A 23894-nucleotide genomic window follows, 5' to 3' on the forward strand; every position below is an offset into this window, starting at 1 on the left:
GGGTGCTGATCGGCGAGGTGGCGCGGCGCTCCGGGGTCAGCGCCCGGATGCTCCGGCATTACGACGCGCTCGGCCTGGTACGACCGACGGGCCGCAGCGGGTCCGGATACCGGGAGTACTCCGGCGAGGACCTGCGGCGCCTCTTCCACGTCGAGAGCCTGCGGTCGCTGGGGCTGTCGCTGCGGGAGGTCGGGCGCGCGCTGGACGGCCCCGGCTTCGCGCCCGCGGGGCTCGTCGACGACCTCATCCGGCAGACCCGGGAACGCATCGCCACGGAGACGGCGCTGCTCACCCGGCTCCGCCGGATCGGCGCCGCGGAACCCGCCGACTGGGCGGACGTCCTCCAGACCGTCGCCCTCCTCCAGGCGCTGGGGTCGGAGAGCGCCGGGCGGCGGCAGCGCGCCGCCCTGTCCGCTGCGGCGGAGGGGCCCACACCGGTGGAAGCCCTGGTCGATGCGGTGCTGAGCGAGTCGGACCCGAACGTCGCCGGGGCCCTCCGCTGGGCTCTGGCGCGCTCCGGCGACGCCGCACCGCCGCTGCTGGTGAAGGCCCTCGACGCCCCGGCGGCCGCGACGCGGCAGCGCGCCGTGCAGGCTCTCGCCGCACTCCCGGGCGACGCGACGACCGCACCGCTGCGCGACGCCCTCGCCCATCCCGACACCGCGGTCCGCCGGGCCGCGGCCCTGGCGCTCGGCGCCCGGGGGCTGACCGACGCGATCCCCACTCTCGTCGACATGGTCGCCGAGGAGGCCAACGACGTCGACGCGGCCGATGCGTTGAGCACCTTGGCGGGCGACCCGGCGGTGGCGGAGCAGATCGCCACCGGCCTCGTCGCCCGCCTCGCTCCCGGCGTCACGGGCGCGCCGGTACGGCGGCGGCTGGCCCAGGCGTTGGCCGGTGTTCCGGGGGATACGGCGGCATGCGCCCTTGGGGAGTTGTCACGCGATGAGGACCGTGGTGTGGCGGTGACGGCGGGTTATGTCCTCACGTTGCGGGAGGGGCCGCCTGACGGGGGCGGGTGAGGGCAGGGTTCCTGCCTGTTACGGCTCGGGGGCTCCCCCTCCGCCGATGGCTCCGCCCCCTCGGGCGGCGTCGCGAACTCCACCGGCGCATCGAACGCCGCCCTCAGGGTCGCCCGCCGCAACGCCTTCAGCAGGGGGCCGCCGACAGTCAGGGTGAGGATCACCGTGACCGCCGCGCGCGGCAGGTCCCAGCCCAGCGATGTCGCCAGGCAGTACGCCAGGTACCGCGCCAGGTTGTCGGCGAGGGGGTCGCCGGGGACGAAGGAGACGCCTGAGGCCAGCCCGGCGATGTACGGCCAGCCCTGGAGGTTCATGACCAGGCCGTAGGCGACCGCGGCCACCGCCCCGTACCCGGCGAGCAGCGCCAGCTCGCGGCGGCCGCGGAGCCGGTCCGGGCCGGGCAGCAGGCCCGCGCCCATCGACACCCAGCCCATCGACAGCATCTGGAAGGGCATCCACGGCCCGACGCCGCCGGTCAGCAGCGCCGACGCGAACATCGCCACCGAGCCGAGGACGAACCCGAAACCGGGGCCCAGCACCCGCCCGGCCAGCACCATCAGGAAGAACATCGGCTCGATGCCCGCGGTGCCCGCGCCGAGCGGGCGGAGCGCGGCGCCCGCCGCGGCCAGGACGCCGAGCATCGCGATGGCCTTGGCGTCCAGACCGGAGTCCCCGATCGTCGCCACCACCACGGCCAGCAGCATCGGCAGCAGCGCGGCGAACAGCCACGGCGCGTCCGCGGAGTGCGCGAGCCCGGAGGCGGAGGAGGCCAGCAGCGGCCAGCCGAACGCCATCACGCCCGTCGCCGAGACGAGTGCCAGCGCGACGACGGAGCGGGGGCCGAGCCGTACCGCGCGCGCCTGCCGTCCCGTGCCCGTCGTGGGCTCCGGTACGGCCGTCACGGCGCGGTCCCCAGAGCGCGGGTCACCTGCGGCACCGTCAGCCACGGCAGCGGCGCGAGGATCTTCGCGACCTGCGGGGCGAACGCGGGCGACGACACCACGACCTCCTCGGTCGGCCCGTCGGCGACGATCTCCCCGCCGGCCAGGATGACGACCCGCCGCGCCAGCTCGGCGGCGAGTTCCACGTCGTGGGTGGCGAGGACGATGCCGTGCCCGTGCGCCGCCAGCTCCCGCAACACCTCCACCAGGCGCGCCTTGGCCGCGTAGTCCAGGCCGCGGGTCGGCTCGTCGAGGAGCAGCAGCGGCGGCCGCGCGGTCAGCACCACGGCCAGTGCCAGCGCCAGCCGCTGGCCCTCGGACAGATCCCGCGGATGCGTCGCGTCCGACACCCCCGGCAGCAGCCGTGCGACCAGTTTCCGGCAGGTGCCCGCCGCGGCGTCCGCGTCCCGGTCGGCGGCGGCGCACTCGGCGGCGACGGTGTCCGCGTACAGCAGATCCTGCGGCTCCTGCGGCACCAGCCCCACGTGCCGGACCAGCGTGCCGGGCGCGGTGCGGTGCGGGACGGCGCCGCCGACGGTGACGGTGCCCGAGGCCGGTTCGTGCAGCCCCACCAGGGCGCCGAGCAGCGTCGACTTCCCGGCGCCGTTGCGGCCCATCAGCGCCACCGTCTCCCCGGCGCCGACGGTCAGGTCGACCGCGCACAGCGCCTCGGTCCGGCCCCGGCGGACGGCCAGCCGCCGCACCTCGGCGAGCGGCGCCCCGGGCGTGGCACCGTCCGGCGCGCTCCCGTCGGCCGCGCCCCGGCGCCCGCCCCGCCGCAGCCCCGGCAGACCGGGCAGCTTCCGCCGGCGGGTACGGCCCGGGGCGGCGGGCGCGGGCGGGGCGCCGTCGGGCGACGGCTCCGGGGCAGCGGCGTCCGGGGCGTCCGGGTGGCGCGGTTCCGTCCCCGCCAGCCGGGCCCGCAGTTCGGGGGCGCGGCGGCGGGCGTCGCGTACCGACAGCGGCAGCGGCGACCAGCCGGCCAGCGCCCCGAGGTCGACGACCGGCGGCCGCACGGGGGAGTGCGCCATCATCGCGGCGGGCGGGCCCTGCCGCGGCGCGGCGCCCGGCCCCGGCAGCAGGATGACCTGGTCCGCGTACTGCACCACCCGCTCCAGGCGGTGCTCGGCCAACAGCACCGTCGTCCCCAGGTCGTGCACGAGGCGCTGGAGTACGGCCAGGACCTCCTCGGCGGCCGCCGGGTCCAGTGCGGATGTCGGCTCGTCCAGGACCAGCACCCGGGGGTGGGCGGTCAGCACCGACCCGATCGCCACCCGCTGCTGCTGCCCGCCGGAGAGCGTGGTCAGCGCGCGGTCCCGCAGCCCGGCCAGCCCCAGCAGGTCCAGCGTCTCCTCGACCCGGCGCCGCATCACCTCCGGCGCCAGGCCCAGCGACTCCATGCCGTACGCCAGCTCGTCCTCGACGGTGTCGGTGACGAACCGGTCCAGCGGGTCCTGGCCGACCGTGCCGACGACGTCGGCGAGTTCGCGCGGGGCGTGGGTACGGGTGTCCCGCCCGGCGACGGTGACGCGGCCGCGGAGCGTGCCGCCGGTGAAGTGCGGCACCAGCCCGCACACCGCGTTCAGCAGTGTCGACTTACCGACACCGGAGGGGCCGACGAGAAGACACAGCTCCCCCTCGGCGACGGTCAGGTCGACCCCCTGCACGGCGGGCGCCGACGCGTCGCCGTAGGTGACCGAGACCTGCTCGAACCGGATCACTGGGTGCGCTCCTTCGTGGGGCGTGTGGGGGAAGGGGGCTGGGCGTGGGCAGCGGGCTGCGCGTTGCGGCCGGGGCGCTCCCGGTCGGCGGGCACCCGGCCGACGAGCCGGTCCCGGCCGATGCCCGGCCCCGTGCCGAGGGTCCGCTCCCCGCGGACGGGGCGTGCTCGGTAGGCGGACGACCGGCCGGTGATCCGGTCCCGGCCGATGCCCGGCCCCGTGCCGACGGTCCGCTCCCCGCGGACGGGATGCTCCCGGTCCTCCCGGCCCGCGGCCCGTTCCCGCCCCCCACCGTCCGGCCCCGCCCCGGGACCGTCACCGCCCGCGCCCCGCCCGGCCGCATCCGCCGGACGCGGCGCCGCCCACGCCGGGACCAGCCCGACGAGGACGGACAGTGCGGGCCACAACGGCAGCCGCGGCGCGGTCAGCGGCACCGCCGACGGGTGCAGCGCCTCGGGGGCGTAGCCGCCCGCCACGATCAACAACGCCGCCACCGCCACGCCCGAACCCGCCACCAGCCAGGCCCGCAGGCCCCACCGCTCGGGCCGGTACCGGGTCCGCACCGCACGGCGGCCACCGAGCCACAGCCCGGCCAGCGCCGCCGCCAGGCCCGCGATCAGCAGCGGCAGCCCGAGACCCGCGCCCGCCTGCGCCAGCAGGCCGTACGTCCCGGCGCACACGCCCAGCAGCCCGCCGAGCGTCAGCGCCGCCGTGGTCCGCCGCACGGTGCGCGGTACCTCGGCCCGGCGCCCGTACCCCCGCGCGTCCATCGCCCCGGCCAGCGCCACCGAACGCTCCAACGCGCCCTCCAGCACCGGCAGCCCCACCTGGAGCAGCGCCGCGAACCCGCGGTCCGGGCGCCCCCGCAGCCGCCGCGCCGCCCGCAGCCGCCGCACATCGGCGACCAGATGCGGCGCGAACGTCATCGCCACGACCACCGCCACGCCCGCCTCGTACAGCGCCCCCGGCAGCGACTTCAGCAGCCGCGCCGGGCTGGCCAGCGCGTTCGCGGCGCCCACACAGATCAGCAGGGTGGCGAGCTTCAGCCCGTCGTAGAGCGCGAAGACCATGCCCTCCGCGGTGACCCGGCCACCCACCCGGACGCCCTGCGCCCACGCGGGCAGCGGCAGTTCCGGCAGCGTCACCAGGGTGTGCGTCCCCGGCACCGGCGACCCCAGCACGAACGCGAACACCAGCCGGATGCCCAGCACCAGCAGCCCCAGCTTCACGAACGCGCCGTACGAACGGGCCCACGGCGCATCCGTGCGCCGCGCCGCCACGACATAACCGGCCACCGCGATCAGCAGCCCCAGCAGCAACGGATTGGTCGTCCGCGACGCCGCCGCGGCCAGCCCCAGCGCCCACAGCCACCAGGCGCCCGCGTGCAGCGCCGTGCTCCGGGTGGCCTGCGACGCCCTCATCCGCGACGGCGACGGGCCTGCCACACCGCCGCCGCTCCCAGCACCACGACCGCCGCGCCGCCACCGAGCAGCCCCGCCGACGGCCCGCCGCCGTCCGCCCCGGCCGACGGCTTCCCCGAAGCCTTCGGCTCGGACCTACCCGAACCGCTCACCTGCTCCGCGCACCCCGCCTCCGGATACCCGGCGACCCCGCACAACAGCCCCTGCGCGTCGTACCGCAGCGGCTTCGCCACCGCGGCCAGCGCCTCACCGGCCGACGCGTCCTCGGGCACCCGCGCACACGCCGTCCGCTCCCGCGGTGGCCGCTCACCGCCCGGTGCGTCCGCCGCCGACCCGAAGTCGACGACGACGCCGACCCGCTTCGTCCCGGACTTCTGCGGCGTACCGGAGCACAGCTTCCCGAAATCGGCTGCCGCCCGCGGCCGGTCCACCGCCGACGACTCCGCGCTGACCGTGAACCGGAAACCGGCCACCGCACCGTCCGCGGGCCGCAGCGTCGCCGGGCCCTGCGTCGCGTACGCCCACGTGCCGCCCGCGCCATCCCAGAACGACCAGTACCGGTACTCCTGCGCCTGCGCCGGGCCCGCGCCCAGCGCCGTCACCGCTCCGGCCAGCGCCAGCGCACCGGCCCACCGCGACCGCCGCATCACTGCCCGCGCTTCCGGCGGCCGCTCAGCAGGAACCCGATACCGGCACCCGCGGCGAGCCCCACCGGCACCAGCCACCAGGCGCTGATCGAGCCGGTGCCCTTCTCCTTCGGCACCGCCTTCTTTGCGGCGTCGGACGGCTTCGGGCCCGTCGCGTTCAGCGCGGCCACCAGATCCGTACCGCCGAAGTCCCGCGGGTCGGTGCCCGTGGCGTGCGCCGCCAGCACCAGCTGCGCGTACGCCGCCGGACCGGCCTGCTTCGCCCACGCCGGGCCGTTCTTCTCCAGCCACGCCAGCGGCTTGGCCGCCGCCGCGCCGTGCCCGCCGGCGGCCAGCGCCACCACCGCGTCCGCGGTGTTCCCGACGTCCGGCTGCGGCTTCGCGCCCGGCATCGCCGACATCAGATGCTGCCCGTGCGCGTCCATCTCCTTCACCAGGTACGCGCTCGCGCCCGACGCGGCGGACCGCAGCGCGGCCGCATCCGCCCCGGTCGGCTCCTTCTTCCCGTCGCCGCAGTCGGGCGCGGCCACCGGGGCGTCGGCGTCCTTGCCCGCCGCCGGGACGACGAAGCCCTTGCCGAGCGCGCCGGTCGCCGCGGCGGCCGAGGCGTCCGCGTTCGCCGCCGCGCCCTTGAGCTGGAAGGTGAACGCACCCCGCTCGGCGGGCTTCACCGCGCACCCGAGCCGGAACGTCAGCAGCCCCTCGTACGGCGTGTGCCCCTTCGGCGACTCCACCGTCGCCGGGTCCTCGCCCGCCGCGGCCAGCGCACCGATGACCACCGCGGTGGAGTTGGCGTCGCTGGGCGACCCCGGCATCGACGGCCAGCCGCCGTCGTCGTTCTGCACCGACGTCAGCCAGTGCACCGCCTTGTCCACCGCCCGGCCGTGCCCGCCGAGCGCCGCCAGCGCCTGCACCGCCGCGCCCGTCTGGTTGGTGTCCCGCATCGTCGACGCGCCGCATGCCTTCGCGGTGTCGGCGCGGTACGCGGTGAACGCGCCGTCGGCGCACTGCTGGCCGGTCAGCCAGTCCACGGCCGCGGCGGCGGGCTTGACCTGCACGGTGTGCTGGGCGAGCAGCGCCAGCGACTGCCGCCACACGCCGTCGTACTGCGGGTCGCCGGAGCCGTACAGGCCCGCGGGCAGCTTCTTGGGGGACGGCGTCGGAGCGGCGAACGCGGCGGGCGCGGTCGCCGCGAACGGCACGAGCGCCGCGGCGCACACCACGGCGGCGCGGCGCACCAGGGCGGCGCGGGAAGGGGCCAGGGGGGCCATCGTCGGTGCCTCTCAGTCAGGTCGCTCGGGGCGTCGCGGGGCGGACGGCCGCGCTCGGCCCTCCACCCGCACGACGGCCGGGGCCGTACGCGGTGGCACCGGGCTCAGCTCCGTATACCTCGACGGTGCCGCCACCGGTCCGGCCGCTGCACGCGGCCCGCCGGTGGCGGGAGCCTGTCGCGCCCCATCGGGTGTTCCGGCTCGTGCGGACCGCGCCCACGGCGCACGTCCGCCCTGACGGTTGCGGGTCAGCGCCGGAATTTCACCGGCTTCCCCCGATCGGGCACAGATGGAGTTGTCCGCACATTTTAGCGGTCGCCCCGCTACGCCCACCCGGCGCCGGGACGGCGACCACCGCGGTACGACGGCCGACGGGGCCCGACGGTCACCGCCGTACGGCCGCCACCGGGGCGCGGCGGTCACGCCGAGACCCGTCGGCCGCCCCGTGGCGTACGCCTCACACCGCCGCGGCGGCGCGGGCCCCGCCGCCGGTTCCCGGAGACCCTGTGGACTCCTGCTCCGGGAGGTGGTATCAGTTCAACGACCCATAACTGACGCGCCGTCAGAATTGCTTGAGTGCCGGTCCGCCGCCCCGGCGGATCGCCCGGGACGGCGCCGGACACGCTCGACGCGCAGGCAGTTGACGGAAGTTCCCACCCCGCCCCGGACGCCGGGCGGGGCGGCCGACCGCGGGAGGCGGCAGCCATGAGCGACCTCGTCGAACACGGCAAGCTCTACATAGGCGGTGAATTCGTCGACCCCGCCGGACCCGACACCCTCGACGTGATCTCCCCGCACACCGAACAGCTCATCGGCCGCGTCCCGCACGCCACCCGCGCCGACGTCGACCGCGCCGTCACCGCAGCCCGCACCTCCTTCGACTCCGGCGTCTGGGCCGACGCCCCACTGGACGAGCGGATCGCGGTGGTCACCCGTATCAAGGACGCCTTCGCCGTCCGCAGCGAGGAGATCGCCAAGGTCATCAGCGCCGAGAACGGCACCCCCTACACCTCCGGCGTGATGGTCCAGTCGCTCGCCGCGATGCTGGTGTGGGACGCCGCGCTGACCGTGGCCCGCGACTTCCCGTTCGAGGAACGCCGCGACGGTCTCCTCGGCCCGCTGCTCATCCGCCGCGAGCCCGCCGGAGTCGTCGCCGCGGTCGTCCCCTGGAACGTCCCGCAGTTCACCGCCGCCGCCAAACTGGCCCCCGCCCTCCTCGCCGGATGCTCCGTCGTCCTCAAGGTCTCGCCCGAGACGCCGCTCGACGCGTACCTCCTCGCCGACATCGCGACGGAGGCGGGCCTGCCGCCGGGCGTCCTGTCGATCCTCCCCGCCGACCGCGAGGTCAGCGAATACCTCGTCGGGCATCCCGGCGTCGACAAGGTGTCGTTCACCGGCTCCGTCGCCGCCGGGAAACGCGTCATGGAGGTCGCCGCCCGCAACCTCAGCCGCGTCACCCTGGAGCTGGGCGGCAAATCCGCCGCGGTGATCCTGCCCGACGCCGACCTGGACGCGGCGGTCGCCGGGATCACCCCGTTCGCCTGGATGCTCAACGGCCAGGCGTGCGTCGCCCAGACCCGCATCCTCGCCCCGCGCTCCCGCTACGACGAGATCGCCGAACGGTTCGCCGCCGCCGCGGGCGCCCTGACCGTCGGCGACCCCCTCGACCCCGCCACCGAACTGGGCCCCCTCGTCACCCGCCGCCAGCAACAACGCTCCCTCGACTACATCGCCCTCGGACACCGGGAGGGCGCCGAGCTCCTCGCCGGCGGCGGCGTCCCGGCCGACCGGCCCACCGGCTGGTACGTCGAACCCACCCTCTTCGGCGACGTCACCCCCGCCATGCGCATCGCCCGCGAGGAAATCTTCGGCCCGGTGATCTGCCTGCTCCCGTACGAGGACGAGGCGGAGGCGGTACGCATCGCCAACGACTCGGAGTACGGCCTGTCCGGCTCGGTGTGGACCGCCGACACCGATCGCGGCATCGACCTCGCCCGCCGCGTCCGCACCGGCACCTACTCCGTGAACACCTTCAGCATCGACATGCTCGGACCGTTCGGCGGCTACAAGAACTCCGGCATCGGCCGCGAGTTCGGCCCCGAAGGGTTCGGCGAATACCTGGAGCACAAGATGATCCACCTCCCGGCGGGTGCGTGATGGGCGACCGCTGGCACGTGACGGTGGACCGCGGCGTCTGCATCGGCTCCGGCATGTGCGCCGCCACCGCCCCGGACCACTTCCGCCTCGACGGCGCCCGGCAGTCCCATCCGGTGAACCCGGAAACGGGCGCGGTGGAACCTGTTCTCGCGGCAGCTGAGGGGTGTCCGGTGGAGGCGATAGTTCTTGCGCTCACGGGGAGTGGGGAGGTGGTGTTTCCGCCAGGGGAGGGGTGAGGGGGTGCCGGGGGCTGTGTTAACCCCACCTCGCCGAAGCCAACCCCACCCGCCGAAGCCAACCCCACCCGCCGAAGCCAACCCCACCCGCCGAAGCCAACCCCACCCGCCGAAGCCAACCCCACCCGCCGGAGCTAGGCCCTCCCGCCCCCACCCCCCGTCACCCCGATCAACCGGCACGCCATCTCGATATCGATCTTCACCTGAGCGATGGACGCACGCCCCGACAGCCAGGTGATCAGCGCGGAGTGCCAGGTGTGCTCGATGACGCGGACGGCGGAGAGCTGTTCGGGGGTGGGCGGGCCGTCGAGGTTCATGGCGTCGAGGATGATCGTGGTGGTGAGGCGGGAGACGGTGTCGACCTCGGGGCTGACGGAGCGGTCGGCGAAGGTGAGGGCGCGCACCATGGCGTCGGCCAGGTGGGGTTCGCGCTGGAGGGCGCGGAACGCCCGCATGAGGGTCTGGGCGACGCGGGCGCCGGGGTCCTCGTCGGACGGCGGGCGTTTGCGGAGCGTGGCGTGCAGGTGTTGGAGCTGATCCTGCATGGTGGCGACCAGCAGGTGCACCTTGGACGGGAAGTAGCGGTAGAGGGTGCCGAGGGCGACGCCGGAGGATTCGGCGACCTCGCGCATCTGGACGGCGTCGAAGCCGCCGCGGCCGGCCAGTCGGGCGCTGGCGTGCAGGATGCGTCGGCGCCGCGCCTCCTGACGTTCGGTCAGGGGTGGACTCGCGGGAAGTACCGGCCTGGCCGCCCTGGATTCCGTAGTCATATGTCCCATTCCATGGCATTTCGTCCGCAATGCGGTGCCGTGCCGGTGGTGCGATCGGCACAGCATGGCAGGGGCTCCGGCCGTGGCGCGAATCACCCGATGCGGCTCTTCGTGGCCCGTGCCCGGCCGGTAGATTCAACAGATCGTGAACTGATCAGTAGCCATTCAGTTCTGAAACTTGTTCTAGATTACCGCCAGCGGTTACGCTCCGGCGGACGTCCAGTGAGGAAGGGGGCCGCGCGTGACCGCAGAGGCCGTCCAGGCAGCGGCGCCCCGCCCCGGCGGCGCTCCCTCCACCACCGCCCGGCCGCACCACGACGACCCCCTGCGCATCGCGATGCTGACGTACAAGGGGAACCCGTTCTGCGGCGGACAGGGCGTCTACGTACGGCACCTCTCCCGTGAACTGGCCCGCCTCGGGCACACCGTCGAGGTCATCGGCGCCCAGCCCTACCCGGTGCTCGACGAGGGCGTCCCGCTCACCGAGCTGCCCAGCCTCGACCTCTACCGCCAGCCCGACCCGTTCCGCACGCCGAAGCGCGGCGAGTACCGCGACTGGATCGACGCGCTGGAGGTCGCCACCATGTGGACCGGCGGCTTCCCCGAACCGCTCACCTTCTCCCTGCGGGCTCGGCGCCATCTCGCCGCCCGCCGCGGCGAGTTCGACGTCGTCCACGACAACCAGACCCTCGGCTACGGCCTGCTCGGCGGCCCCGGCGCGCTCGGCGCCCCGCTGGTCACCACCGTCCACCACCCCATCACCGTCGACCGGCGCCTCGACCTCGCCGCCGCCGACGGAGTGGGCCGCCGCCTCTCCGTCCGCCGCTGGTACGGCTTCACCCGTATGCAGAAGCGCGTCGCCCGCCGCCTGCCGTCCGTCCTGACCGTCTCCGGCTCCTCCCGTCAGGAGATCATCGACGACCTCGGCGTACGCGGCGACCGCATCCATGTCGTGCCCATCGGCGCCGACACGGACCTCTTCTCCCCGGACCCGTCCGTCCCCGAGGTGCCCGGCCGCATCGTCACCACCTCCAGCGCCGACGTCCCCCTCAAGGGCCTGATCCACCTCGTCGAAGCGCTCGGCAAGGTCCGTACGGAGCACCCCGACGCGCACCTCGTCGTGGTCGGCAGGCGCGCCGACGACGGGCCGGTGGCCGCCGCCGTCGAACGTCTCGGCCTCTCCGGCGCCATCGAGTTCGTCAAGGGCATCACCGACGCCGAACTGGTCGACCTGGTGCGCGGCGCCCAGATCGCCTGCGTCCCCTCCCTCTACGAAGGGTTCTCGCTGCCCGCCGCCGAGGCGATGGCCACCGGCACCCCGCTGCTCGCCACCACCGGCGGCGCCATCCCCGAGGTCGCCGGGCCCGACGGCGAGACCTGCCTCGCCGTGCCGCCGGGCGACGCCGGAGCCCTCGCCGGCGGACTGCTCCGCCTCCTCGGCGACGCCGGCCTCCGCCGCCGCCTGGGCGCCGCGGGACGCGAACGGGTCCTCGCCCGTTTCACCTGGCGTCAGGCCGCCCTCGGCACCGCCGAGCGCTACCGCGAGGCCCTCGCCCGTCAGTCCGGCGCCGCCCCCGCCCGCCGCGCCGCCGCGCGCGTGTAGCCCCGCAACCGCCCCTGTGTCCCCCCGACCCGCCCCGCCGGACGAAAGCAGAACGCCGTGCTGACCGTCGACTTCTCCCGCTTCCCGCTCGCCCCGGGCGACCGCGTGCTCGACCTGGGCTGCGGCGCCGGTCGCCACGCCTTCGAGTGCTATCGCCGCGGCGCGCAGGTCGTCGCCCTCGACCGGAACGCCGACGAGATCCGCGAGGTCGCCACGTGGTTCGCCGCCATGGAGGAGGCGGGTGAGGCGCCCGCCGGTGCCACCGCCACCGCCATGGAGGGCGACGCGCTGGCCCTGCCGTTCCCCGACGACTCCTTCGACGTCGTGATCATCTCCGAGGTCATGGAGCACATCCCCGACGACAAGGGTGTCCTCGCCGAGATGGTGCGGGTGCTGCGCCCCGGCGGCCGCATAGCCGTCACCGTCCCGCGCTACGGCCCCGAGAAGATCTGCTGGGCGCTGAGCGACGCCTACCACGAGGTCGAGGGCGGCCACATCCGCATCTACCGCGGCGACGAACTCCTCACCAAGATGCGCGCCGCCGGACTCAAGCCGTACGGCACCCACCACGCCCACGGACTGCACAGCCCCTACTGGTGGCTGAAATGCGCCTTCGGGGTCGATAACGACCAGGCGCTGCCGGTGAAGGCGTACCACAAGCTGCTGGTCTGGGACATCATGAAGAAACCGCTGGCCACCCGGGTCGCCGAACAGGCGCTCAACCCGCTCATCGGCAAGAGCTTCGTCGCCTACGCCACCAAGCCGCACCTGCCCGAGGCGGCTGCCAAGTGACGAGCCCGGGCCGCACCGAACGCCTCGTCCTCCCCGGGGTGCTCACCGCCGAACAGGCCGCCCGTACGGTCGCCGGCATCCTCGCCACCCAGCGCACGGACGGCGCCATCCCCTGGTTCCGCGGCCACCACCTCGACCCGTGGGACCACACCGAGGCCGCCATGGCGCTGGACACCGCCGGTGAGCACGAGCGCGCCGCGGCGGCGTACGACTGGCTGCGCCGCACCCAGAACCCCGACGGTTCCTGGTACGCGGCGTACGCCGACGGCGACGCGGACGAGCCCACCGACCGTGGCCGGGAGACTAATTTCTGCGCCTACCTCGCGGTCGGTGTCTGGCACCACTTCCTGTCCACCGGCGACGAGGCGTTCCTCGACCGGATGTGGCCCGCCGTCCACGCCGCGACCGAGTTCGTCCTCGCGCTCCAGCAGCCCGGCGGCGAGATCGGCTGGAAGCGGGAGGACGACGGCACGCCCGTCACCGACGCGCTGCTGACCGGCTCGTCCTCCGTGCACCAGGCCCTGCGGTGCGCGCTGGCCATGGCCGAGCAGCGGGAGGAGCCGCAGCCCGACTGGGAGCTGGCGCTCGGCAGCCTCGGCCACGCGCTGCGCGAGCACCCCGAGCGGTTCCTCGACAAGTCCCGCTACTCCATGGACTGGTATTACCCGATCCTCGGCGGCGCGGTCCGCGGCGCCGCCGCCCGGGCCCGGATCGACGCACACTGGGACGCGTTCGTCGTCCCCGGGCTGGGCGTGCGCTGCGTCCTGCCCAACCCGTGGGTCACCGGCGGCGAGAGCGCCGAACTGGCGCTTGCGCTCTGGGTGATGGGCGAGTCCGACCGCGCCGTGCAGATCCTCGGCTGGATCCAGCATCTGCGCGCCGACGACGGCATGTACTGGACCGGGTACGTCTTCGACGACGAGGCGATCTGGCCACAGGAGCGGACCTCCTGGACCGCCGGTTCGCTGCTGCTCGCGGTGGCGGCGCTCGGCGGCGACGAGGCCACCACCTCGGTCTTCGGCGGCGAAAACCTGCCCACGGGTCTCGCCCCGGACTGCTGCCGCTGACGCCGTCCACGGGAGGCGGAAAGAACTCGCCGGAGTGTTCGGGAAATGCCCGCGCGCTCCGGAAACCGCTGTATTACGGTGCCGCCATGAGACTCCAAGGATCACTCAGCCACGAGCGGTACTGCGCCGAAGTCCTCGCGGAGGCCGAGGCGTTCCGCGACACCGTGCGCGGCGCGGACCTCACCGCCACGGTGCCGACGTGCCCCGACTGGACGCTCGCCGACCTCGTCCGGCACGTCGGCGGCGCGCACCGCTGGGGCGGGACGATGGTCGCCCGCCGCGCCACCGAGGCCGTCCCGTTCACCGACATCCCGGACGTCCAGGGCCCCGAGGGTGACGATCCGGACGCGCTGGACCGCTGGCTCGCCGAGGGCGCCGAGGAGACCGTACGGGCGCTGCGCGAGGCCGGTCCGGAGGCCGCGGTGTGGACGTGGACGCCGGAGCGGCGGGCCGGGTTCTGGTCGCGGCGGATGGTCCACGAGACGGTCGTGCACCGCGCCGACGCCGCGCTGGCCGCCGGGGTGCCGTTCGAGGTCGCCCCGGAGGTCGCGGCGGACTGCCTGGAGGAGTGGTTCCAGCTGGGCGAGGTGCCCGAGGTCGCGGCGCGGCTGGCCGCCCGCGAGGGCCTGGAGTCGCCGTTCGCCCCCGGCCGCTCCGTCCATCTGCACGCCACCGACACCCCGCCCGAGCTGAACGCCGAGTGGTTCCTCGACCTGAGCGGCGACCACGTCGTCCACCGCCGCGCCCACGAGAAGGCCACCGTGGCGGTCCGCGGTCCGCTCACCGACCTCCTCCTGCTCGCCTTCCAGCGGCTGCCCGCCGACAGCGACCGCGTCGAGGTCATCGGCGACCGCGACGTGCTCGACGGGTGGCTGGCGTACGCGACGTTCGGCTGAGGGACGGGCCCGGAGCCGCGTCGGCCGTCGCGCCGTCACGAGTCAAGCCGTCACACCGTCAGGTCGTCACGTCGTCAGCTCCGCCAGCACCCGCAGCGTGTGCGGATCAGGCGCGGTCACCAGCAGGTCGGTGACCGGGCCGGTCCGCCACAGCTCCAGCCGTTCCGCGATCCGCTCCCGCGGCCCCACCAGCGAGATCTCGTCGGCGAACGCGTCCGGCACGGCCCGTACCGCCTCGTCCCGGCGGCCCGCCAGGAACAGTTCCTGGACCCGGTGCGCCTCCTCGGCGAAGCCCATCCGTGCCATCAGCCGGGCGTGGAAGTTCTTCGCGGCGTGCCCCATGCCGCCGATGTAGAAGCCGAGCATCGCCTTGACCGGCCACAGTCCCTCGGCGACGTCGTCGCAGACCACGGCCCGTGCCATCGGCGCGATCCGGAAGCCTTCGGGCGCCTCGCGCAGCGACGCCTCGTACACGCCGGTGCGCAGCGGCGACCAGTACAGCGGCAGCCAGCCGTCCGCGATGCGGGTGGTCTGCGCGATGTTCTTCGGGCCCTCCGCGCCGAGCAGCACCGGCAGGTCCGGGCGGAGCGGGTGGGTGATCGGCTTCAGCGGTTTGCCGAGCCCGGTGCCGTCGGCGCCCCGGTAGGGCAGCGGGTGGTATGTCCCGTCCGACGTCACCGGGGCGCCGCGCCGCAGCACCTGGCGGACCACGTCGACGTACTCGCGGGTCGCGGTCAGCGGGCTCGCCGGGAACGGCCGCCCGTACCAGCCCTCGACGACCTGCGGCCCGGACAGCCCCAGGCCCAGCAGCAGCCGCCCGCCGGAGAGATGGTCGAGGGTGAGCGCGTGCATCGCGGTGGCCGTCGGGGTGCGCGCGGCCATCTGCGCGATGCAGGTGCCCAGGGCGATACGGGAGGTGTGTGCGGCGATCCAGGTGAGCGCGGTGAACGCGTCCGAACCCCAGGATTCCGCGGTCCACACCGAGGCGTAGCCGAGCCGTTCGGCCTCGCGGGCCAGCTCCAGATGGCGGGGGTCGGGGCCGCGGCCCCAGTAGCCGAGCGCCAGCCCCAGTCGCATGCCCGCCCCTCCCACCGCCGGAAACCGCAGAGCCCGCACCAGAACTGACGTAGTGTCAGAAGCGGCCGGGTGGGCGCACTGTACGACCCGACGACGGCCGGTGCAATGGCCTCTCGCGCGGCGCCGCACGGCGCAGCGGCCCCGAGCCCAGACGCGCCGCAACGGCCTCGCCCCGCCCCCGGACCACACGAAGGCCCCCTGCCGGAAAGGCGAGGGGGCCGTCGTACGCCGGTTGCGCGGTGCGTCAGTCGCGCCGGATACCGGTTGCGCGGTGCGTCAGCCGCGCTGGATGCCGGTGGTGTCCTGGAGGAGGCCGCGACGGCCGTCCTGGGTCTGCGCGATCAGGGCCTGGCCGCGCTGCTCCACCGCGAGGTACCAGGTGCCGGGCGCCAGCTCCGCGATCGGCGACGGCGAACCGTCCTCGCCGTAGAGCGGACGCGCCACCGGCACCGCGAACCAGAACGCCGCGAACTCCGCGGGGGCCGCCGCGCCCTGCGCGCCGCCGGCCGTGCCGCCCGCAGGAGCGGGCTGCTGGCCGCCGTAGCTCTGCTGCGCCGGGTCGGGCTGCTGCTGACCGCCGTAGCTCTGCTGTGCCGGGTCGGGCTGCTGACCGCCGTAGCTCTGCTGCGCCGGGTCGGGCTGCTGCTGACCGCCGCCGGGGTAGCCGTACCCCTGGCCCTGCGGCTGCGGCTGCTGCTGCGTGCCCGGGTAGCCGTACCCCGGCTGCGGACCGGTGCCGTACGGAGAGGCGGTCTGCGGCTTCGGGGCGCCGAGCAGCGGCGCCTTCAGGGCCGGGACCAGCGGCGTGGCGACGGCCCCCGCGGCCAGCGCCAGCGCGCCGATCAGACCGAGGATCATGCCGGCCGAGGCGCCGCTGCCGCTGACGATCCACCAGAACTCGGTCCAGGCGACGAACACGGACAGCACGACGCCGATCTGGCCCAGCTCCAGGCCGAGGACCTTCGGGGGCTGCGGCAGCGCCCGCGCCAGGACGATCAGGGCCGCGGCGATGACGCCCGCGAGGTACACGCTCATCAGCAGCTGCAGCGCGTCCCAGGCGTTGGGGCCCGAGGACGGCGCCGGGCAGTACTTGCCGACACAGTCGGAAGCGCCGATTGAATAGAGGGGGAGGAACGAGGCGATGAACAGCAACACCGCTGCTCCGGTCACCACGCCGTCACCTCGACTGAGGGAGCGGATGTTCACGTAAGGGTCCTTTGTCGGTTTCGGGTTCGGATCGTCGCTGTCGCTCGTGTACGCGGCGGGAGGCGCGGCGGTGGCCCCCCATCGTAAAGGCGAACCTATCGCCCGGGCGGGCGGGCCGTCCTGCCGGTCGGTACACGGCAAGGGAACACCGGGAACCTGTGAAGGCGCATTCCGCGCCCGGCGTTCCGGAGGGTCCGTCTCAATGCTCCAAGAAGTCCGTAATGCCCTCGGCGATGCCGCGCGCGGCCTTTTGCCGCCACTGCGGATCGGTCAATTGCGCGGCGTCCTTCGGATCGCGCATATTGCCGCACTCGATGAAGACCTTCGGCACCTTCGAAAGATTGAGACCGCCGAGATCGGAACGGACGTCGAGGCCCGTTCCGTTGCCAACGTAATTGGAAGGGGCGCTGCCTGTTGCCGCCACGAATCGCCCGGCCAGTCGCTCGCCGAGCGCCCGCGACGGCGCCACGATCGCGGAGGTGTCCGCCTTGCCCGCGGTGACCCGCGCCGGAAGGATCACATGGAAGCCGCGGTTGCCCACCGCCGAACCGTCCGCATGCACCGATACCGCGGCATCGGCGTGCGCGGTGTTGCCCAGGGCCGCCCGCTCGTCGACGCACGGACCGTACGGCCGGTCGCCGTCCTGCGTGAACACGACCTTCACGCCCTCCTGCCGGAGCAGCGCCCGCGCCCGCCGCGCGACATCCAGCGTGAACGACGCCTCGGCGTAGCCGTCGTCCGTGGCGGTGCCGGTGGTGTCGCACTCCTTACGGGCGTTGCCGACGTCCACCTGGCGGGCGATCTCCGCTCCGTGGTCACGGTTGCGGAGGTTGTGGCCCGGGTCGAGGACGACGACCTTGCCGCTCAGCTCGGCGTGCTCCGGGGCGCCGTGGCCCGCGCCGTGCCCGGTGGGGCCGTGCGACGGGGCGGGTGCGGCGGACGCGCCGTGCGGCGACGGCGCCGCGGCCCGCGGGGACTCGCCGCCGCCCGGCCGCCAGCGGAACCAGCCCACCGCCCCGGCGGCGACCACCGCCACCAGCAGGACGGCGACGAGGATGCCGCGCGCGCGACGACGGGGCTCGGGCGACAGGGTGGACTTGGGGGAGGGGCCGGAGAACACGTCGGTGATGGTAGCCCGCTCAGATTCCGGGCCCGGTGCGCCGCAGTACGTGCAGGGAACGGCAGGCCGAGATCTCGGTGAACGCACCGGATTCCAGCGCCCGCCGGTAGATCCGGTACGGCGCCTGCCCGCCGTCCGCCGGGTCCGCGAACACGTCGTGGATGACCAGCAGTCCGCCCTCCGCGAGGTGCGGCGCCCAGCCCTCGTAGTCGGCGGTGGCGTGTTCGTCGGTGTGCCCGCCGTCCACGAAGACCAGCCCGACCGGCGCCCCCCACACCGCCGCGACCTGCGGCGACCGCCCGACCAGCGCGATGACGTGGTCCTCCAGACCGGCCGCGTGCAGCGTGCGGCGGAACGTCGGCAGCGTGTCCATCCGGCCCACCTCCGCGTCCACCACCGACGGATCGTGGTACTCCCAGCCCGGCTGCTGCTCCTCGCTGCCCCGGTGGTGATCGACGGTGAGCGCCGTCACCCCGGCGGCGCGCGCCGCGTCGGCGAGCAGGATCGTGGACCGCCCGCAGTACGTGCCGACCTCCAGCAACGGCAGCCCGAGCGCCGCCGCCTCCACCGCGGCGGCGTACAGCGCCCGCCCCTCGTCCACGGGCATGAACCCCTTGGCCGCCTCGAAGGCGGCGAGGGTCTGCGGCGCGATCTGAACGTCGGCGGGCACAGCGGCCATGGCGTCCTCCTGGTCGTACGGTCCGGTCGGCGGCCGCCCGGCGGCGGCGCCGGTGGCTCATCGTGCCGTACGGGATCCACGCCGCCGCGGGTGGGGCGGGAGCGGGCGGTGGCGGCCCGGAAATCCGGAAAGCGGGGAATCGGGTCCGTATTCCGGGGGCTGATTCCCGCGCCCTCCGGGAAGGGGTGCGGCGACTTTTCCGGGGCACCGGAATACCGGCAATGCGCCTGCGGGATACGGGGGCGGGGCGGCGGAAACGGAGAAGCGGGAAAGGGCCGCCGCTACCGGCAGTCCGGGCAGTTGACCGCGCGGCGCCATTCATCGACGGGTTCATCTTTTCCGGCGCCGCATTGGGGGCGGGGGTCGTCGGCGCCGATGAGCTCGTGGACGCGGAGGACATCGTCGCCGACGGTGCCGGCGCGGGGCGGCGCGGGAGGTGTGTGGTGGCTGGCGGGGTGGGCGTTCACGGGTGGCTCCAGGGGTCTTCGGCGAGGACGTGGAGGGGGTGGGTGAGCCCGCCGATGCGGTGTCGGAAGGGTTCCGGCGGGGCGTGGTCCCGGGCGCCGGGTGGCTGGCCCGGCCAGATGCTGAGGGTGTGGAGGCGGTCGCCGTCCGGGAGGCTGACGAAGAGGGCGTGACCACGTTTGATGTGTGCGCGGGCGGCCCGTTCCTCGCCCGCGTCCCAGGCCCAGGCGCGTACCTTCGCGGCGTGGTCCGGTGCGTCGTCCGCCTCGCGCGTCAGCCACGCCCACGGGGAGCGGACGGGTTCGGGGGCGATCCGTTCGGCGAGGCGGAGCGCCTGTCCGCGGAGCCAGCGGACGGCGAGGACGGGGGAGACGGTCCACAGCGCGCCGACGGTGTGCGTGGCCCCGGCGTCGGAGTGCGGCTGCCGCCTCTCCAGGCGGACTTCGGCGAGATAACCGGTCACAGGATCTCCCCCCGGCTGCGCGCGTTGACGAGCGTGATCCCTGCGATCAGCCGCTCGGCGCGGGACGGGCGGCGCAGGTGCGCGGCATCGGCGATCCACTCCACCCCGCCGGTCAGCGACCGCAGGGACCACGCCCCGGCCAACTCCCCCTTGGCGATGGCGAGACAGCGGCGGTCGGCGTCCGCGACGAGTTCGCCGGGCATCGGGCGGTACGGGACCTGATCGCGCTTTCCGGACTCCCGTTCGACAGACACGATGGTTCCTCTCTGTAGCCATTCCACTACCAGGGAGGTGCAGCGTGGCCTAGCGTCGGAAGGGCGTTCAACCTGTCGGAAGAGGACGGAAGGTCAGTGAAAGCCCGTGAACATCAAGGAGTTGAACCCGGACGCCTCGCTCAGAGCGGCTTACGGCGCCCGCCTGCGCAGCATGCGGGAGGCGCGTGGTTGGACCCAGGACCATCTGGCCGAGTTGATGGGCTATTCCAGCGTGCACATCTCGGCCGTGGAAACTGCTCGTAAGCCTCCTACTCTGCGCTTTTCGCGTAGCGCGGACAGGGCATTCGGCCTGGAGGGAGCTGACACCTTCGACCGCCAGTGGCGCGAACTCCGGCAGGGCTCACTGCTGGAGGGCTTCCCCGAGTACGTGGGGTACGAGGGGCGGGCGGTGGAGCTGCGGCTGTATCAGATCGGGATCATCCCCGGGCTGATGCAGACCCCGGAGTACGCACGGGTGTTGGCGGAGAGCGCCGTGCGCCGAGGCGCCATCTCGCCGGAGCAGGCCCTCGAACGCGTCGATTTCCTCGCGGAGCGCCAAGCCGCGCTGGAACGGACCCGCCCGCCCATGGTGATGGTGGTGATGGACGAGAGCTGCATCCGCCGATGGGTCGGCGGTGACGAGGTCATGGAGCCGCAGCTCGACCGGCTGATCGAGTTCGCGGACCGGCCCAACACCGTGCTTCAGGTGGCGCCGTTCACGATAGGAGAGCGCCGCGCGTTCAATCTGCCGGTGAACCTGCTGACCATGGCCGACCGGTCCGTCATGTGCTACGCGGAGTCCCAGGCCCAAGGGAACTTCGACCGCGAACCGACTTCCGTCATGCCGGTCCTGACCGCCTACCATCAGCTACAGGCCGAAGCGCTCTCCCAGGCGGAAACCGTGGCCATGATCAGCCAGTTGAGAAAGGGCACCCCGTGACGACCGAATCCCCCCGTTGGGTCAAGTCCTCGTACAGCGACAACGGCGGCGACTGCATCGAGGTCGCCGCCAACCTCGTCGCCTCGCGCGGCACCGTGCCCGTCCGTGACTCGAAGGACCCGCAGGGTCCGGCGCTGAGCGTCGGCGCCACCGCCTTCGCGTCCTTCGTGGCGGGCGTGAAGGCGGACGCGTTCCGCGCCTGAGCCAGGCCGACGTATGGCGAAAGCCCCGCCCGCCTCTCGACCGGAGGCCGGGCGGGGCTTTCGTATGCCCTCTCGCGGACGCCGCCGCCACGCTTCTACCCTCGGAAGGATCCATGAGCGTGCCGACAAGGCTGCGAAAGGGAGTGCCGTGATGACCGAGCCCCTGCATTGGTTCAAGTCCTCGTACAGCAGCAATGGCGGCCAGTGCGTCGAGGTGGCCGCCGACCGCTGGTTCAAGTCCTCGTACAGCAGCAACGGCGGCGCCTGCGTCGAAGTGGCTGCCGACCGTTGGTTCAAGTCCACCCATAGCAACAACGGCGGCGACTGCGTCGAGGTGACCGCCGTCCTCATCGCCTCGCGCGGCGTCGTCCCCGTCCGCGACTCCAAGAACCCGGACGGCCCGCGGCTGAGCGTCCCCGCCACCGCCTTCGCGTCCTTCGTCGCGGGCGTCAAGGCGGGCGAATTCCGGGTCTGAGAAGGCCGCGTACGGCACCGGGCCCCGCTCGTCCTCCGTTCCGGGGGGCGGGCGGGGCCCGGCGTTCGCCGCGCGGCGGGCGGGGCGGGCGGGCGTACCGTCATCCATCTCGTATCTGACCTTCCGTCAGATTGAAACGTGTTCTAGTCTGCCCGCCATGGGCATCGGAATCACGCAGGAACAACGTGACCTGGCCGAGGCGGTGCGCGGTTGGGCCGCGCGGACCGCGCCGCCCGAGGCGGTCCGCGCGGCCGCCGACGCGGCAGGCTCCGGCACACCCGGGGATGCGGCCCGCCCCGCGCACTGGGACGACCTCGCCGCCCAAGGACTGCTCGCCCCGCACCTCCCGGAACGCCTGGGGGGAGGCGGCGGCACCGTGCTCGACCTCGCGGTGGTCCTGGAGGAGCTGGGCGCCGCGCTGTTCCCCGGCCCGTACCTGCCCAGCGCCCTCGCCGCCGGACTGCTCCACCACGGCGGCGCGGACGACCTCGCCGCGCGCCTCGCCACCGGCGAGCGGATCGGCGCCGTCGCCCTCGGACCGGGCGCTCTCACCGCCACCGCCGGGCCCGACGGCTTCGTACTCGACGGCGTCGCGCCACCGGTCGTGGGAGGCGGGCCCGCGGACCTGATCCTGCTGGCCGCGAGGGAGACGGCGGGGGACGGGGGCGCGCCCGGGGAGGCACCGGACGCCGAGGCCGGGCCTACCGGAGACGACGCGCCCGCCACCCTCTGGTTCGCCGTGGACGCCGCCGCGCTCACCGTCCGCGTGCGGGACGGGGCGGACCTGCTCCGGACCGTCGCCGAGGTACGGGCCGACGCCGTGACCGTGCCCGCCGCGCGGCGCCTCGCCGTCGACGCCGACCTCGTCCGGGACCTCGCCGGGGTGCTGTACGCCGCCGAGAGCTGCGGCACCGCCGCCCGCGCGCTGCGTACCGCCGCCGAACACGCCGCCGTGCGCGTCCAGTTCGGGCGCCCCATCGGGCAGTTCCAGGCGGTCAAGCACCTGTGCGCCACCATGCTGATCCGCTGCGAGACGGCCCGGGCGCTGGTCTGGGACGCGGCGCGGGCGCTCGACGCGCCGCCCGCCGAACGCGGACTCGCCGCGGCCCTCGCCACCGCCACCGCCCTCGACGCCGCCTTCGACTGCGCCAAAGACTGCATCCAGATCCTCGGCGGCACCGGCTTCACCTGGGAACACGATGCCCATCTGCATCTGCGCCGGGCCACCGTCACCCGCCAGCTCCTCGGCCCCGGCGACGCCCACCGGCAGCACGCCGTCCGCCTCGCCGCCGACGGCGCCCGCCGCACCCTGCACCTCGAACTCCCGTCCGCCGCCGAGGAGTTCCGTCGGCAGGCCCGTACCGCCCTCGACGCCGCCCGGGGCCTCGACCCGGCCGCCGCCCGCCGCGCGCTCGCGCCCTCCGGGTACGCCGCCCCGCATCTGCCGCCCCCGTACGGGATCGGCGCCGGGCCCGTCCAGCAGCTCGCCATCCAGCAGGAGACGGCCGCCGCCGGGGTCGAGATCTCCGGGCTGTCCATCGCCACCTGGGTCGTCCCCGCCCTCCTCACCCACGGCACCGAGGCGCAGCGCGCCCGCTATCTGCCGCCGACGCTCCGCGGCGACCTCGCGTGGTGCCAGCTCTTCTCCGAACCCGAGGCCGGATCGGACCTGGCGTCGCTGCGCACCCGCGCCGAGCGGACCGCCGACGGCTGGCGGGTCACCGGCCAGAAGGTGTGGACCTCCGCCGCCCGCGAGGCCGACCACGGCATCCTCCTCGCCCGCACCGACCCCGACGCCCCCAAACACCGCGGCCTGACCTTCTTCGTCGTCGACATGCACGCCCCCGGCATCACCGTCCGCCCGCTGCGCGAGATCACCGGCGACGCGCTCTTCAACGAGGTGTACTTCGACGGCGTGGAGCTGCCCGCCGACGCGGTGGTCGGCGCCGTCGACGACGGCTGGAAGGTCGCCCGCACCACCCTGGGCAACGAACGCGTCCACATGGCCGACCAGATGACGTTCGGCACGGGCCTTGCGACCCTCCTCGGCCGTGCCGCGCGCCGCGACGGCGCCGTCCGCGCACGCGCCGGGGCGCTCGCCGCCGAGGCGCACGCCCTCGGCTGCCTCGCCCTGCGCACCACCCTCCAGCAGGTCGCCGGGGAGGAACCGGGCGCCGGGGCCAGCATCCGCAAACTCGTCCAGACCGCCCACCAGCAGAAAACCGCCGAACTGGCCCTGGAACTCCTCGGCCCCGACGGCGCCCTGGACGAGGGGCCGGGCGCCCGCGCGCTGCACGGCTTCCTGATGTCGCGCTGCCTGACCATCGCCGGTGGCACCACGCAGGTCCAGCTCAACGTCGTCGCCGAACGGCTCCTCGGCCTGCCCCGTGACCCCGAGCCCCGCCCTCTTATCTGACCCGCATCCGGCACGCGCCCCCGGGCGCGGCCGTCGACGCCCAGGAGGCCCC

24 protein-coding genes and 1 riboswitch are annotated in these 23894 nt (G+C 74.5%); of the genes, 11 read left to right on the forward strand and 13 right to left on the reverse strand.

Annotation, left to right across the window (positions count from 1 at the left end; translation table 11 throughout):
* Window positions 1-2: 2 nt before the first annotated feature.
* Window positions 3-1022, forward strand: coding sequence for a HEAT repeat domain-containing protein (locus tag ACFWWQ_RS04375; protein ID WP_384589867.1), 1020 nt, complete (start codon window positions 3-5; stop codon window positions 1020-1022).
* On the opposite strand, the gene ACFWWQ_RS04380 is transcribed toward ACFWWQ_RS04375, so the two are convergent.
* From ACFWWQ_RS04380 to ACFWWQ_RS04400, 5 genes are read right to left on the reverse strand one after another with little or no spacing between them, the layout of a single operon-like run.
* Window positions 977-1924: an ECF transporter S component gene (locus ACFWWQ_RS04380; RefSeq protein ID WP_384589869.1), complete on the reverse strand. Its 948-nt coding sequence runs from the start codon at window positions 1922-1924 to the stop codon at window positions 977-979. The two genes, ACFWWQ_RS04375 and ACFWWQ_RS04380, sit on opposite strands and share 46 nt — an antisense overlap.
* Window positions 1921-3684, reverse strand: a complete 1764-nt coding sequence (locus tag ACFWWQ_RS04385; RefSeq protein WP_384589872.1) for an ABC transporter ATP-binding protein — start codon at window positions 3682-3684, stop codon at window positions 1921-1923. Before ACFWWQ_RS04385 ends, ACFWWQ_RS04380 begins: the two co-directional genes overlap by 4 nt.
* Entirely contained in the window at window positions 3681-5105 is a 1425-nt protein-coding gene (locus tag ACFWWQ_RS04390) for an energy-coupling factor transporter transmembrane protein EcfT (protein WP_384589875.1), read from the reverse strand. Before ACFWWQ_RS04390 ends, ACFWWQ_RS04385 begins: the two co-directional genes overlap by 4 nt.
* Window positions 5102-5752, reverse strand: a complete 651-nt coding sequence (locus ACFWWQ_RS04395; RefSeq protein ID WP_384589878.1) for an SCO2322 family protein — start codon at window positions 5750-5752, stop codon at window positions 5102-5104. The genes ACFWWQ_RS04390 and ACFWWQ_RS04395 overlap by 4 nt, the downstream gene beginning before the upstream one ends.
* Window positions 5752-7023 (reverse strand): prenyltransferase/squalene oxidase repeat-containing protein, encoded by a 1272-nt coding sequence (locus ACFWWQ_RS04400; protein WP_384589880.1) that lies wholly within the window; start codon window positions 7021-7023, stop codon window positions 5752-5754. The genes ACFWWQ_RS04395 and ACFWWQ_RS04400 overlap by 1 nt, the downstream gene beginning before the upstream one ends.
* A gap of 168 nt (window positions 7024-7191) precedes the next feature.
* A riboswitch (cobalamin riboswitch) is annotated at window positions 7192-7332 on the reverse strand.
* Between the two features lie 396 nt (window positions 7333-7728).
* On the opposite strand from ACFWWQ_RS04400, the gene ACFWWQ_RS04405 reads away from it, so the two are divergent.
* Together ACFWWQ_RS04405 and ACFWWQ_RS04410 are read left to right on the forward strand one after the other, a co-directional pair.
* Complete coding sequence (locus ACFWWQ_RS04405; RefSeq protein WP_384589883.1) at window positions 7729-9180, forward strand: aldehyde dehydrogenase; 1452 nt, start codon at window positions 7729-7731, stop codon at window positions 9178-9180.
* Window positions 9180-9416 (forward strand): ferredoxin, encoded by a 237-nt coding sequence (locus ACFWWQ_RS04410; protein WP_384589886.1) that lies wholly within the window; start codon window positions 9180-9182, stop codon window positions 9414-9416. The genes ACFWWQ_RS04405 and ACFWWQ_RS04410 overlap by 1 nt, the downstream gene beginning before the upstream one ends.
* A 134-nt stretch (window positions 9417-9550) precedes the next feature.
* Here ACFWWQ_RS04410 and ACFWWQ_RS04415 read toward each other — a convergent pair whose 3' ends face one another.
* A complete protein-coding gene (locus tag ACFWWQ_RS04415; RefSeq protein ID WP_384589889.1) occupies window positions 9551-10186 on the reverse strand; it encodes a TetR family transcriptional regulator in 636 nt (211 codons plus the stop codon).
* Between the two features lie 241 nt (window positions 10187-10427).
* On the opposite strand from ACFWWQ_RS04415, the gene ACFWWQ_RS04420 reads away from it, so the two are divergent.
* From ACFWWQ_RS04420 to ACFWWQ_RS04435, 4 genes are all read left to right on the forward strand, one after another.
* A complete protein-coding gene (locus tag ACFWWQ_RS04420) occupies window positions 10428-11789 on the forward strand; it encodes a glycosyltransferase family 4 protein (RefSeq protein WP_384589892.1) in 1362 nt (453 codons plus the stop codon).
* A 57-nt stretch (window positions 11790-11846) separates the two neighbouring features.
* Window positions 11847-12581, forward strand: a complete 735-nt coding sequence (locus ACFWWQ_RS04425; RefSeq protein WP_384589895.1) for a class I SAM-dependent methyltransferase — start codon at window positions 11847-11849, stop codon at window positions 12579-12581.
* Window positions 12578-13648, forward strand: a complete 1071-nt coding sequence (locus tag ACFWWQ_RS04430) for a prenyltransferase (protein WP_384589898.1) — start codon at window positions 12578-12580, stop codon at window positions 13646-13648. Before ACFWWQ_RS04425 ends, ACFWWQ_RS04430 begins: the two co-directional genes overlap by 4 nt.
* Window positions 13649-13734: 86 nt before the next feature.
* The gene (locus tag ACFWWQ_RS04435) at window positions 13735-14544 is read left to right on the forward strand and encodes a maleylpyruvate isomerase family mycothiol-dependent enzyme (protein ID WP_384589901.1); all 810 of its coding nucleotides are present in this window, start codon (window positions 13735-13737) and stop codon (window positions 14542-14544) included.
* Between the two features lie 66 nt (window positions 14545-14610).
* Here the strand turns inward: ACFWWQ_RS04435 and ACFWWQ_RS04440 are convergent, their stop codons facing one another.
* The 7 genes from ACFWWQ_RS04440 to ACFWWQ_RS04470 form a co-directional block, all read right to left on the reverse strand.
* On the reverse strand, window positions 14611-15621 hold the full coding sequence (locus ACFWWQ_RS04440) for an LLM class F420-dependent oxidoreductase (RefSeq protein ID WP_384589904.1): 1011 nt from the start codon (window positions 15619-15621) through the stop codon (window positions 14611-14613).
* Window positions 15622-15897: 276 nt separating this feature from the next.
* The gene (locus tag ACFWWQ_RS04445) at window positions 15898-16827 is read right to left on the reverse strand and encodes a hypothetical protein (protein WP_384589907.1); all 930 of its coding nucleotides are present in this window, start codon (window positions 16825-16827) and stop codon (window positions 15898-15900) included.
* Between the two features lie 199 nt (window positions 16828-17026).
* Window positions 17027-17947: an N-acetylmuramoyl-L-alanine amidase gene (locus ACFWWQ_RS04450; protein ID WP_384589910.1), complete on the reverse strand. Its 921-nt coding sequence runs from the start codon at window positions 17945-17947 to the stop codon at window positions 17027-17029.
* Between the two features lie 19 nt (window positions 17948-17966).
* Window positions 17967-18626, reverse strand: coding sequence for a class I SAM-dependent methyltransferase (locus tag ACFWWQ_RS04455; RefSeq protein ID WP_384589913.1), 660 nt, complete (start codon window positions 18624-18626; stop codon window positions 17967-17969).
* A 281-nt stretch (window positions 18627-18907) separates the two neighbouring features.
* On the reverse strand, window positions 18908-19093 hold the full coding sequence (locus ACFWWQ_RS04460) for a hypothetical protein (protein WP_384589916.1): 186 nt from the start codon (window positions 19091-19093) through the stop codon (window positions 18908-18910).
* Entirely contained in the window at window positions 19090-19554 is a 465-nt protein-coding gene (locus ACFWWQ_RS04465) for a hypothetical protein (RefSeq protein ID WP_384589919.1), read from the reverse strand. The genes ACFWWQ_RS04460 and ACFWWQ_RS04465 overlap by 4 nt, the downstream gene beginning before the upstream one ends.
* Complete coding sequence (locus tag ACFWWQ_RS04470; protein ID WP_384589922.1) at window positions 19551-19808, reverse strand: hypothetical protein; 258 nt, start codon at window positions 19806-19808, stop codon at window positions 19551-19553. The genes ACFWWQ_RS04465 and ACFWWQ_RS04470 overlap by 4 nt, the downstream gene beginning before the upstream one ends.
* A 106-nt stretch (window positions 19809-19914) precedes the next feature.
* On the opposite strand from ACFWWQ_RS04470, the gene ACFWWQ_RS04475 reads away from it, so the two are divergent.
* The 4 genes from ACFWWQ_RS04475 (at window position 19915) to ACFWWQ_RS04490 (ending at window position 23842) form a co-directional block, all read left to right on the forward strand.
* Complete coding sequence (locus ACFWWQ_RS04475) at window positions 19915-20748, forward strand: Scr1 family TA system antitoxin-like transcriptional regulator (RefSeq protein ID WP_384589925.1); 834 nt, start codon at window positions 19915-19917, stop codon at window positions 20746-20748.
* The gene (locus ACFWWQ_RS04480; protein ID WP_384589928.1) at window positions 20745-20951 is read left to right on the forward strand and encodes a DUF397 domain-containing protein; all 207 of its coding nucleotides are present in this window, start codon (window positions 20745-20747) and stop codon (window positions 20949-20951) included. Before ACFWWQ_RS04475 ends, ACFWWQ_RS04480 begins: the two co-directional genes overlap by 4 nt.
* A gap of 151 nt (window positions 20952-21102) precedes the next feature.
* Window positions 21103-21426, forward strand: a complete 324-nt coding sequence (locus tag ACFWWQ_RS04485) for a DUF397 domain-containing protein (RefSeq protein ID WP_384589930.1) — start codon at window positions 21103-21105, stop codon at window positions 21424-21426.
* A gap of 157 nt (window positions 21427-21583) precedes the next feature.
* Complete coding sequence (locus tag ACFWWQ_RS04490) at window positions 21584-23842, forward strand: acyl-CoA dehydrogenase (protein ID WP_384589933.1); 2259 nt, start codon at window positions 21584-21586, stop codon at window positions 23840-23842.
* Window positions 23843-23894: the final 52 nt, after the last annotated feature.

Source organism: Streptomyces sp. NPDC059080, assembly GCF_042739975.1.
Lineage (GTDB): Bacteria > Actinomycetota > Actinomycetes > Streptomycetales > Streptomycetaceae > Streptomyces > Streptomyces benahoarensis.

Bases quoted from the DNA above. Each gene is read 5' to 3' on its own strand.
- ACFWWQ_RS04390 (WP_384589875.1), bottom strand. From the start codon at position 5,105: ATGAGGGCGTCGCAGGCCACCCGGAGCACGGCGCTGCACGCGGGCGCC.
- ACFWWQ_RS04395 (WP_384589878.1), bottom strand. From the start codon at position 5,752: ATGCGGCGGTCGCGGTGGGCCGGTGCGCTGGCGCTGGCCGGAGCGGTG.
- ACFWWQ_RS04400 (WP_384589880.1), bottom strand. From the start codon at position 7,023: ATGGCCCCCCTGGCCCCTTCCCGCGCCGCCCTGGTGCGCCGCGCCGCC.
- ACFWWQ_RS04405 (WP_384589883.1), top strand. From the start codon at position 7,729: ATGAGCGACCTCGTCGAACACGGCAAGCTCTACATAGGCGGTGAATTC.
- ACFWWQ_RS04410 (WP_384589886.1), top strand. From the start codon at position 9,180: ATGGGCGACCGCTGGCACGTGACGGTGGACCGCGGCGTCTGCATCGGC.
- ACFWWQ_RS04415 (WP_384589889.1), bottom strand. From the start codon at position 10,186: ATGACTACGGAATCCAGGGCGGCCAGGCCGGTACTTCCCGCGAGTCCA.
- ACFWWQ_RS04435 (WP_384589901.1), top strand. From the start codon at position 13,735: ATGAGACTCCAAGGATCACTCAGCCACGAGCGGTACTGCGCCGAAGTC.
- ACFWWQ_RS04440 (WP_384589904.1), bottom strand. From the start codon at position 15,621: ATGCGACTGGGGCTGGCGCTCGGCTACTGGGGCCGCGGCCCCGACCCC.
- ACFWWQ_RS04455 (WP_384589913.1), bottom strand. From the start codon at position 18,626: ATGGCCGCTGTGCCCGCCGACGTTCAGATCGCGCCGCAGACCCTCGCC.
- ACFWWQ_RS04485 (WP_384589930.1), top strand. From the start codon at position 21,103: ATGACCGAGCCCCTGCATTGGTTCAAGTCCTCGTACAGCAGCAATGGC.
- ACFWWQ_RS04490 (WP_384589933.1), top strand. From the start codon at position 21,584: ATGGGCATCGGAATCACGCAGGAACAACGTGACCTGGCCGAGGCGGTG.